Source organism: Mesorhizobium sp. M1A.F.Ca.IN.020.04.1.1 (assembly GCF_003997315.1).
Taxonomy (GTDB): Bacteria; Pseudomonadota; Alphaproteobacteria; order Rhizobiales; family Rhizobiaceae; genus Mesorhizobium.
Genome location: NZ_RZSN01000200.1, coordinates 1 through 9,600, shown reverse-complemented (window position 1 = coordinate 9,600; position 9,600 = coordinate 1). Strand labels below are relative to the sequence as shown.

The following is a 9,600-nucleotide window of genomic DNA, read 5'->3' as shown; positions in this document are numbered from 1 at the left end:
GCGCCATGGTTTCAGGCACGTCGGCCGAGGTCGCCGAAGCGAATCCTGCGGCCGACGTGTCGGCGGTCGCGGCGGGCTTGCCCGCTTCGTCGGTAGCGGTGGCCGGCGCCGTCGTCTCGGCGGGATTGGCCGCCCCGGACTTCGCCTCCGCGGGCTGGGACCCCGCACCCTGGGCGAGCTTGCTGTCGGCGGGCTTGGTCTGGTTGGGCGCGACGGCGGCAATCGACTCGCCGGGCTCGCGTTCGAACGGGACAGCGGCGCGGGCGACGACCTTGACGCCGTCGTCGGCCAGGCCGTCGACATGAATGGTGTGGTTGCCGACCGGAATGTCGCGCGCCGCCTCGATCAGGAAATGGCCGTCAGGCGAAGTTTTCGCCTCGCCAAGCAGTACATCGTCGGCATAGGCGCGCACCTTGCGGCCGGGATCGGCCCTGCCCGCGACGAAGATCTTGCCGCCGTCGATCTCAACCGCCTCGACGGCGATCTTCGGTTCGTCTGCGGCGGCGTTCTGGGTCGCGGGAGCCGAAGCCTGATCCGTAGCTGCCGGTGCCGTTGCAGCCGGCGGCGCCGCCGGGGCAGACGCCGCCGGCGCGGTTGCGGCCGGGACCTGCGGATCCGGGGCGGCTGCCTGACCGGTGGCGGCAGTTGCCGCCGGCTTGGCCGCGGGCTGCGGAATAGTCAGCAATTCGGACGGCTTGCCGGGCTCCTCGACCATCGCCAGCACCTGGCCGGTCGGGCTCTGCGGCACCGAGACGACGGCGGTCTGCGCCGAGGCGACGGCGACGCCGCCAGCGGTCGAGCGCAGCGTGATCGTGTAGTCGCCCGGCTTCAGCGGATCGTCGAGCACGATGGCGAAGGCACCATCGGGACCGGCATCGGTCGAGCCGAGCACCGTGCCGCCGTTCAGGACCTCGACCTTGGCATTGGGCGCCGCGCTGCCGGCGACGACAATCGAGCCATTGCCTTCGACGCGCACGACATCGAAGGTTGGCAGCGTGGGTCCTGCGGCGGCCGGCGCCTGAGCGGCCGGGGCGGATTCCGCCGGGGCCGTCGCGTTGTTGGCAGGCGCCGTTGCATTGTTGGCGGGCGCCATCTTGTTGGCCGGCGCCATCGTGTTGTTGGCCGGCGCCATTGTATTGGCCGGGGCTTGCGCCTGCGGTACGCGCGCCTCGGTGGAGGTGCTTGAGGATTCGGCCGGCTTCGTGCCTGCCTGCGGCAGCGACGCGACCTGCGGCGGATTCTGCTTGTTGATGTATGGGTCGAGCGCGCCCGACCCGTAGGCGACCGCCGCGACGACGGCAACGCCGCCCGCCGCGAACAAAAACGCCTTGGAAGAATTGATAGCCATAATCTTTTCTGCCCCTTAGCCACCTAACGCCGGTCTAGCGTGTTTTCACCAAGCTCACAAGAAAAAGCCCGTCCTTGGGCTTGACCGCGCCAACCGTCCCTATCACCAATCATGACATGAACACGATTCGATCCGTCTGCGTCTATTGCGGTTCGTCTCCGGGCCGCGACGAGGCCTATGTCAAGGCCGGCCACCTGCTCGGCCGCTCGCTGGCGAAGTCCGGCCTGCGCCTGATCTATGGCGGCGGCACCAAGGGAATCATGGGCGCCGTCGCAGACGGGGCACTCAAGGCCGGCGGCAAGGTGACCGGCATCATCCCGCGCTTCCTGATCAACAAGGAGGCGACCGAGACCGCTCTCGACAAGCTCGACGAGCTGGTGATCACCGACAACATGCACGAGCGCAAGCACAGGATGTTCGAGAAATCCGACGCCTTCGTGGCGCTGCCGGGCGGCATCGGCACGGTCGAGGAGATCGTCGAGATCATGACCTGGGCGCAACTCGGCCATCACCGCAAGCCGATCGTGTTCGCCAACATCAAGGCCTTCTGGGACCCGATGCTGGCGCTCATCGAGCACATGTCGGGCGAAGGCTTCATCCACACCGCACATAGGGTGAAGCCGCTGGTGGTCAACGACCCCGAGGCCATCGTCGCCGCCATCATGGTGGCGGGCTCGTCGGTCGACGCGCCGACGGAAGGTGTGCAGGCGGTGATCGACAAAATGTAAGGTGAATGGTGAATAGTGCGGATCGCGTGAGCCGAAATCTGTCCACCGCCAGATAGCAACCATTCGCTATTCACCATTCACCGCTCACCGTCCTCCTCAAATCCTCAATCACCGCCCTCCGGTCATTGCGCCGCCAGGCGAGATGGATTTCAACGCTGCGCTTGAACCATGGCAGGTCGCGAAAGACGATGCCGGCCGGCGCAGCGCTTTGCAGGCTTTCCTGTACCGTCGCTAGGCCCAGCCCGGCGCTGACCAGGCCGAGCGAGGTCAAGGGATCGGCCGTCTCGTAGGCGATGTCGGGCACGAAACCGGCCTCCATGCAGGCCGCCAGGAACTGCGCGCGGTTGGTGTCGTCGGGTTGGCGCACGACGGTGATCCAGACGCGGGCGTCAAGATGGCGGGGCCTGATGTCGCTCGCATCGACAAGCGGATCGCCTTCGGGGATCGCCAGCACCAGCGGTTCGCGCCGCACCAGCATGCTCTCGATATCCGGATCGCCTTGCGGCGCCGGCGCGTAGACGAAGCCGAGGTCGAGCACGCGCTGGCGCAGATCCTCGAACTGCGCGGCCGTGCGGCGGCTTCTCAGTTGCAGATGAAAATCCGGCCGCTCGCGGCGGAATTCCCTGAGCATCGCGGCGATCAGCCCGGCATGCACCGCCCCCTCGACGTAGCCGATGGCGAGGCTGCCGGTCGCGCCGCTTGCAAGCTTGCGGCCGAGCTCCTCCAGCCGCACGGCATTGACGAGCAGAGCGCGCGCCTCGGCAAGGAAAGCCCTGCCCTCGGCGTTGAGATGGACGCGCTGCTTCGATCGCTCGAACAGCGTGACGCCGAGTTGTTCCTCGAGCTGCATGATCTGCCGGCTCAAGGGCGACTGCGAGATATGCAGCTGCTCGGCGGCACGGCCGACATTGCCGGCCTCGGCGACGGCAACGAAATAGCGGATCTGCCGCAGGTCAAGCATTCTGCGTCTCCATGACTCAAGTCCTTCAAGGTCTGATCTTTAGCTTAATCAGTCTTGGACAGTCTGACCAGCCGGCGCGATATCTTCCGCATCAACCGGCCACAAAGGAGACCGCCATGCAGTTCTTTGCCCTTCTCACCCGCAACACCGAAAAGTTCAGCGATAGCGATTTCGCGCCGCTGCTTCCGGACGAAGCCGAGCAGCGGCGCACGCTCTATCCGCAAGGCGCCGTGCGCCAGGTCTGGAACCGCGGTGACATCCCCGGCAGCGGCATGATGTTCGAGGCTGCCGACGACAAGGAGGTGCGCGGCCATCTCGCCACCCTGCCGCTGGTCGAGGCCGGAATGATGGACATCGCGGCGATCGTGCCGCTCAATCCCTATCCCGGCTTCGGCCCGAAGCGTTGAGACCGGGATGAAGAGAGGTGCTGCCGCTCACCCGGCAGCACCTATGAGCGACCAAAGAAGCGATGCAAAAGGCCCGCCCGCGACGCCCCTGTATAGCGCTTGGGCAATTGCCGGGTGAGCAGGAACTGGTCGCGCCCTTCGAGGGCGCATCCGATGATGAAGCATCGTGCCAGTTCACGAAGCGATAGCACAGATCTCACGATCAAGCGCGTTGGGTAGCGTTGAGGGAGATGAAGGCGCGCCGGGCCGAACTGTTTCGCTTCGCGCGGTCGAACAACTCAAAGGTCGCGGTGCCCGATCACTCCGCCGGCGCCACTCGCAGCGTCGGTCCGCGGGCGCTGAGCCGGTCGAGATAGAGATAGACGACCGGGGTGGTGTAAAGCGTGAGAAGCTGCGAGACGATGAGGCCGCCGACGATCGCGATGCCGAGCGGCTGGCGCAGCTCCGCCCCAGTGCCGGTCTCGAGCGCCAACGGCAAGGCGCCGAGCAAAGCCGCAAAGGTCGTCATCATGATCGGCCGGAAGCGCTGGAGGCTCGCCTGGTGGATGGCTTCTCGCGGCGCAAGCCCTTCCTGGCGCTCGGCCTGCAAGGCCATGTCGATCATCATGATGGCGTTCTTCTTGACGATGCCGATCAACAGGATGATGCCGATCAGCGAGATCACGTCGAATTCCATGCCGGTGACGATGAGCGCGAGCAGCGCGCCGATGCCGGCCGAAGGCAGCGTCGACAGGATGGTGATCGGGTGCACGTAGCTTTCGTAGAGCACGCCGAGCACGACATAGATCGTGGCGAGCGCGGCAGCGATCAGCAGAAGCTCGTTGAGCAGGTTGGAGCGGAAGGCGAGTGCCGTGCCGGCAAGCGAGCCGTGGATCGACACCGGCATTTTCAGCTCCGCCATGGCGCGGTCGATTGCCGCCGAGGCGTCGCCGAGCGTGGCGCCATCGGCAAGGTTGAACGAGATCGTCGTGGCGACGAAGTGGCCCTGGTGGTTGACCGAAAGCGGCGTGGTCGCCGGACCGTAAGTGCTGAAGGCGGCGAGCGGCACCATGGTCTCGGCCGAGGTGCTGACGGCGGCGCCGCTCGAGGCGCTGCCGTGGCCGGTGACGGCGATCGCATTGGTCGCCTGATTCTGCAGCGAGCCCGACAGGCTGCCGGCCAGCGCGTTGGTCTTCTGCGTGCCGCTCGCCGCCGCGCCCGAGGTGCTGACATAGATGCCGTTGAGCGCGCTCGGATCCTGCAGATAGCGCGGCGCGACTTCCATCACCACGTGATATTGGTTGCGGGCGTTGAAGATGGTCGACACCTGGCGCTGGCCGAAGGCGTCGTAAAGCGTGTTGTCGATGCTCGCCGGCGTCAGGCCGAGCCGGGCCGCGCTCTCGCGGTCGACGGTGATGTTGGTTTCGAGCCCGGCCTCGTCGCGGTCCGAATTGACGTCGGTTAGCTCCCGCGCCTGTTTCAGCAATTCGACGAGTTTCGGCGCCCATTCGTCGAGATCCGCGGTCGTATCGGCCTGCAGCGTGTATTGATAGGTGGCGAGGCTCTGGCGGCCGCCGACCCTGATCTCCTGGCGCGGGTTGAGGAAGAGCTGCGCGCCGGGCAATTGCCTGAGCTGCGCGCGCAGCCGCCCCAGCACCGCTTGCAGCGGCGCACGATCGCCCTTCGGCTTCAGGTTGACATAGACGAAGCCGGAGTTGGTCTGGCGGCCGCCGATATAGCCGACGACGTTCGCCACCGCCGGGTCGCTCTTCAGGATCGTCTCCAGCCGCTCGAATTTCTGCCGCATCAATTGGAAGGAAATGGCCTGGTCGGCGCGCAGGCCGCCGATCAGCTCGCCGGTGTCCTGCTGCGGGAAGAAGCCCTTCGGCACGATCGTATAGAGGTAGACGTTGAGCGCGACGGCCGCGATCAGGATGATGAGCATCGCCTCGGCATTGTCGAGCGACCAGGCTAGCGAGCGGCCGTAGCCGGCGCGGACGCGCTCGAAGACGCTTTCGCCGAAGCGGGCGAGGATGGAACGGCGCTCCGACCGGACTGCACCCGCGCGCAAAAAATGGGCGCACATCATCGGCGTCACCGTCAGCGACAGCACCAGCGAAATGGCGATGGCCAGCGACAAGGTCATGGCGAATTCCTGGAACAGGCGGCCGAGTATGCCGCCCATCAACAGAATCGGCAGGAACACGGCGACGAGAGAAGCGCTCATCGACAGAACGGTGAAGCCGACCTCCTGAGCGCCGACCAGCGCCGCCCGGCCGCGCGGCATGCCGTCCTCGATGTGGCGCATGATGTTTTCCAGCACCACGATGGCGTCATCGACGACGAAGCCGGTGGCGATGGTGAGCGCCATCAAGGACAGATTGTCGAGCGTGTAGCCGAGCAGGTACATCGCTCCGAAGGTGCCGAGGATCGAGACGACCAGCGCCACGCTCGGGATTAGCGCCGCGCGCCAGTCGCGCAAAAAGCAGAACACCACGAAGACGACCAGCAGCACCGCCAGCACCAGCGTCAGCTCGGTGTCGCGCAGCGAGCCGCGGATGGTGAGGCTGCTGTCGGACGCGATGCTGAGGCGCGCATCCGCCGGCACCGAAGCCTGCAGCGTCGGGATCAGCGCGCGCACGCGGTCGACCGTGTCGATGATGTTGGCGTTGGGCTCGCGATAGAGCACCAAAAGCACGGCCGGCACGCCATTGGCGAGGCCGAGATTGCGCACGTCCTCGACCGAGTCCTCGACATCTGCGATGTCGGCGAGGCGCACCGCCGCACTGTTGCGCCAGGCGATCACCAGGTCGCGATAGTCGGCGGCATGGCTCGCCTGGTCGTTGGTGTAGAGCTGGTAGCGGAGCGCGCCGTCCTCCTCGAAGCCCTTCGGACTGCGGGCATTGGCCGAGGCAAGTGCGGCGCGCACATCCTCCAGGCCGATGCCGTAATGGAACAGCGCCCCCGGATTGAGCTCCACCCGAACGGCGGGCAGCGACGAGCCGCCGAGGTCGACATTGCCGACACCCTCGACCTGGGACAGGCGCTGCTGCAGCACGGTCGCGGCGGCATCGTAGAGCTGACCGGGTGTGAGTGTGCGCGAGGTCAGCGCCAGGATCATCACCGGTGCGTCGGCGGGATTGTATTTGCGGTAGGTCGGGTTGCTGCGCAGGTCGGACGGGAGGTCGGCGCGCGCGGCGTTGATGGCGGCTTGAACATCGCGCGCGGCGCCGTTGATGTCCCGATCGAGGTCGAATTGCAGCACAACATTGGTCGAGCCGGTGCCGGAGCGCGACGTCATCTCGGAAACCCCGGCGATCTGGCCGAGATGCCGTTCGAGCGGCGCCGCGACATCGGTCGACATCGTGTCGGGGCTGGCGCCCGGCATCGAAGCCTGCACCGAGATGGTCGGGAAATCCACCTTGGGCAGCGGCGCGACGGGAAGATTGACGTATGCGATCAGGCCCGCCGCCGCCAATCCGATGGCCAGCAGCGTCGTGGCGACCGGCCTGGCGATGAAGGGCGCGGAGAGGTTCACGGCGTGAGCCCGCCGGCCGGCGCTCTCGCTTCACGCGCCCCCGACCGCGTCAGTCTATCGAAGGCAAGGTAGATCACCGGCGTGGTGAAGAGCGTCAGCACCTGGCTGACGATCAGCCCGCCAACGATGGTGATGCCGAGCGGCTGGTGCAATTCCGAGCCGGCAAGGCCGCCGAGCAGGAGCGGAAGCGCCCCGAACAGCGCGGCCATCGTCGTCATCAGGATCGGCCGCAACCGCAGCAAGCAGGCTTCGTAAATCGCCTCGCGCGGGTCCAGCCCCTGCAGGCGCTCGGCCTGCAGGGCGAAGTCGATCATCATGATGGCGTTCTTCTTGACGATGCCGACCAAGAGCACGATGCCGATGATGCCGATCACGTCGAGATCGTGGCCGGCGAGCATCAGCGCCACCAGCGCGCCCACGGTTGCCGAGGGCAGCGTCGAGAGGATCGTCAGCGGGTGGATGAAGCTCTCATAAAGCACGCCAAGCACGACATAGACGGTGGCGACTGCCGCGAGCACCAGCAGCAGCTCGTTGGAGAGCGAGCTTTGCAAGGCAAGCGCGGCGCCCTGGAAGCCGGTGACCAGGCCGGCGGGCGGCTGCATGTCATGTTCCGCCTTGCTGATCGCCGCGGTGGCGTCGCCGAGCGAGATGCCGGGCGCGAGATTGAAGGAGATGGTCGCGGCCGGGAACTGGGCAAGGTGGTTCACCAGCAGCGGCGCCTGCCGGACAGTGATGCTGGCGACCGCCGATAGCGGCACCTGGCCGGAACCGGAGGACGGCAGGTAGATCGAGCCGAGCGAAGCCGGCGTCTGTCCCACCGAGGGGTCGGCTTCAAGGATGACGCGGTATTCGTTCGACTGGGTGAAGATGGTCGAGATGATCCGCTGGCCGAAGGCATCGTAGAGCGCGTTGTCGACGGTCGCTGGCGTAATCCCGAAGCGTGCCGCCGTCGCTCGGTCGATGGTGATGTCGACCGCAAGCCCGCTCTGCTGGCTGTCGCTGGCTACGTCGGCGAGTTCGGGAAGTGCCACCAGCCTATCGGTGAGCTTTGATGTCCAGGTCGCCAGCTCGGCCGGATCCGAATCCTGCAGAACGTATTGGTACTGCGACGCGCTGGAGGTGGAGTCCACGCTCAGGTCCTGCACCGGCTGCATGTGCAGCGCGATGCCGGTCACGACGTCGGTCTCCCGAGCCAGCCGCCGGATGATCGCGCTGGCATCGGCCGCGCGCTCGTCGCGCGGCTTGAGATTGATCAGCATGTGGCCGCTGTTGGCGGTCATGTTCTGGCCGTCGACGCCGATGAAGGACGACAGGCTCGCGACATCCGGGTCCTTGAGGATGACATCGGCGAGCGCCTGCTGGTGCGCTGCCATGTCGGCGTAGGAGGCCGAGCCCGCGGCCTCGGTGACCGCCGAAATCGCGCCGGTGTCCTGAACCGGGAAGAAGCCTTTCGGGATGACAACATAGAGATATACGGTGAGCGCAAGCGTGGCTGCGGCGACCAGCAGCGTCAGCGCCTGACGGTCGAGCACCCAGCGCAAGGCGGCGGCATAGCCGTTGGCCACGGCATCGAAGGCGGCCTCGGCGCCGCGCGCCAGCGAGCCCTGCCTGCGTTCGGATGGCGGCTTGAGCAGCCTGGCGCACATCATCGGAACGAGCGTCAACGAGACGATGGCCGAAATGACGATGGCGATTGCAAGCGTGATGGCGAATTCGTGGAACAGGCGGCCGACGACGTCGCCCATGAACAGAAGCGGGATCAGCACCGCGATCAGCGAGACGGTGAGCGAGATGATGGTGAAGCCGATCTGGGCCGAGCCTTCGAGCGCGGCGGTGACCGGATCGTCGCCATGCTCGATGAAGCGCGAGATGTTTTCGATCATGACGATGGCGTCGTCGATGACGAAGCCGGAGGCGATGGTCAGCGCCATCAGCGACAGATTGTCGAGGCTGAAGCCCCAAAGATACATGACCGCGAACGTGCCGATCAGCGACAGCGGCACCGACAGGCTCGGAATGATCGTCGCCGGAATGTTGCGCAGGAACAGGAAGGTGACGAGCACGACCAGAAGCGCCGCCGTCGCCAGCTCGAACTCGACGTCATGGACTGAGGCACGGATGGTGGTCGTGCGGTCGGTCAGCGGCTCGACGGTGACCGCCGCCGGCAAGCCGGCGCGAAGCTGTGGCAGCAGCGCCTTCACCGAGTCGACGACGCGGATGACGTTGGCGCCGGGCTGGCGCTGGATGTTGAGCAGGATCGCCGGCGAGCGGTTTTCCCAAGCGCCCAGCTTCGAGTTCTCCGGCCCCTCTATGATATCGGCGACCTCGCCCAGCCTGACCGGCGCCCCGTTGCGGTAAGCGACGACCATATCCGCATAGGTCTTGGGATCGCTGATCTGGTCGTTGGCGTTGATGGTGTAGGAACGCGCCGGCCCGTCGAAGCTGCCTTTCGGCGTGTTGACGTTGAGCGTGCCGATGGTGGTGCGCAGATCGTCGATGTTGAGCCCCATGGCGGCCAGCGCCTTGAGCTTTACGCGGATGCGCACGGCCGGCCGCTCGCCGCCGGAGATGCTGACCAGCCCGACGCCCGGAAGCTGCGAGATCTTTTGCGCCAGCCGCGTCTCGGCATAGTTCTCGAC

6 protein-coding genes are annotated in these 9,600 nt (G+C 66.3%); 2 read left to right on the top strand and 4 right to left on the bottom strand.

Annotation, left to right across the window (positions count from 1 at the left end; translation table 11 throughout):
• Positions 1-1,348, bottom strand: a 1,348-nt coding sequence (locus EOA49_RS27440; protein WP_127243463.1) for a LysM peptidoglycan-binding domain-containing protein, incomplete at its 3' end; no start/stop codon positions are given.
• A gap of 116 nt (positions 1,349-1,464) precedes the next feature.
• Between EOA49_RS27440 and EOA49_RS27435 the strand changes: the two genes are divergently transcribed.
• The gene (locus EOA49_RS27435) at positions 1,465-2,076 is read left to right on the top strand and encodes a TIGR00730 family Rossman fold protein (RefSeq protein ID WP_066997348.1); all 612 of its coding nucleotides are present in this window, start codon (positions 1,465-1,467) and stop codon (positions 2,074-2,076) included.
• Positions 2,077-2,146: 70 nt separating this feature from the next.
• Here EOA49_RS27435 and EOA49_RS27430 read toward each other — a convergent pair whose 3' ends face one another.
• Positions 2,147-3,037, bottom strand: a complete 891-nt coding sequence (locus EOA49_RS27430; protein WP_127241184.1) for a LysR substrate-binding domain-containing protein — start codon at positions 3,035-3,037, stop codon at positions 2,147-2,149.
• A 116-nt stretch (positions 3,038-3,153) separates the two neighbouring features.
• Between EOA49_RS27430 and EOA49_RS27425 the strand changes: the two genes are divergently transcribed.
• Positions 3,154-3,444 (top strand): muconolactone Delta-isomerase family protein, encoded by a 291-nt coding sequence (locus EOA49_RS27425; protein WP_127241185.1) that lies wholly within the window; start codon positions 3,154-3,156, stop codon positions 3,442-3,444.
• Positions 3,445-3,742: 298 nt separating this feature from the next.
• Here EOA49_RS27425 and EOA49_RS27420 read toward each other — a convergent pair whose 3' ends face one another.
• Positions 3,743-6,961 carry an efflux RND transporter permease subunit gene (locus EOA49_RS27420; protein WP_127243462.1) on the bottom strand — a complete coding sequence of 1,073 codons (3,219 nt, stop codon included), beginning with the start codon at positions 6,959-6,961 and terminating at the stop codon, positions 3,743-3,745.
• Positions 6,958-9,600, bottom strand: a 2,643-nt coding sequence (locus tag EOA49_RS27415) for an efflux RND transporter permease subunit (protein WP_127243461.1), incomplete at its 5' end; no start/stop codon positions are given. The genes EOA49_RS27415 and EOA49_RS27420, both read right to left, overlap by 4 nt.

Bases quoted from the DNA above. Each gene is read 5' to 3' on its own strand.
- EOA49_RS27435 (WP_066997348.1), top strand. From the start codon at position 1,465: ATGAACACGATTCGATCCGTCTGCGTCTATTGCGGTTCGTCTCCGGGC.
- EOA49_RS27430 (WP_127241184.1), bottom strand. From the start codon at position 3,037: ATGCTTGACCTGCGGCAGATCCGCTATTTCGTTGCCGTCGCCGAGGCC.
- EOA49_RS27425 (WP_127241185.1), top strand. From the start codon at position 3,154: ATGCAGTTCTTTGCCCTTCTCACCCGCAACACCGAAAAGTTCAGCGAT.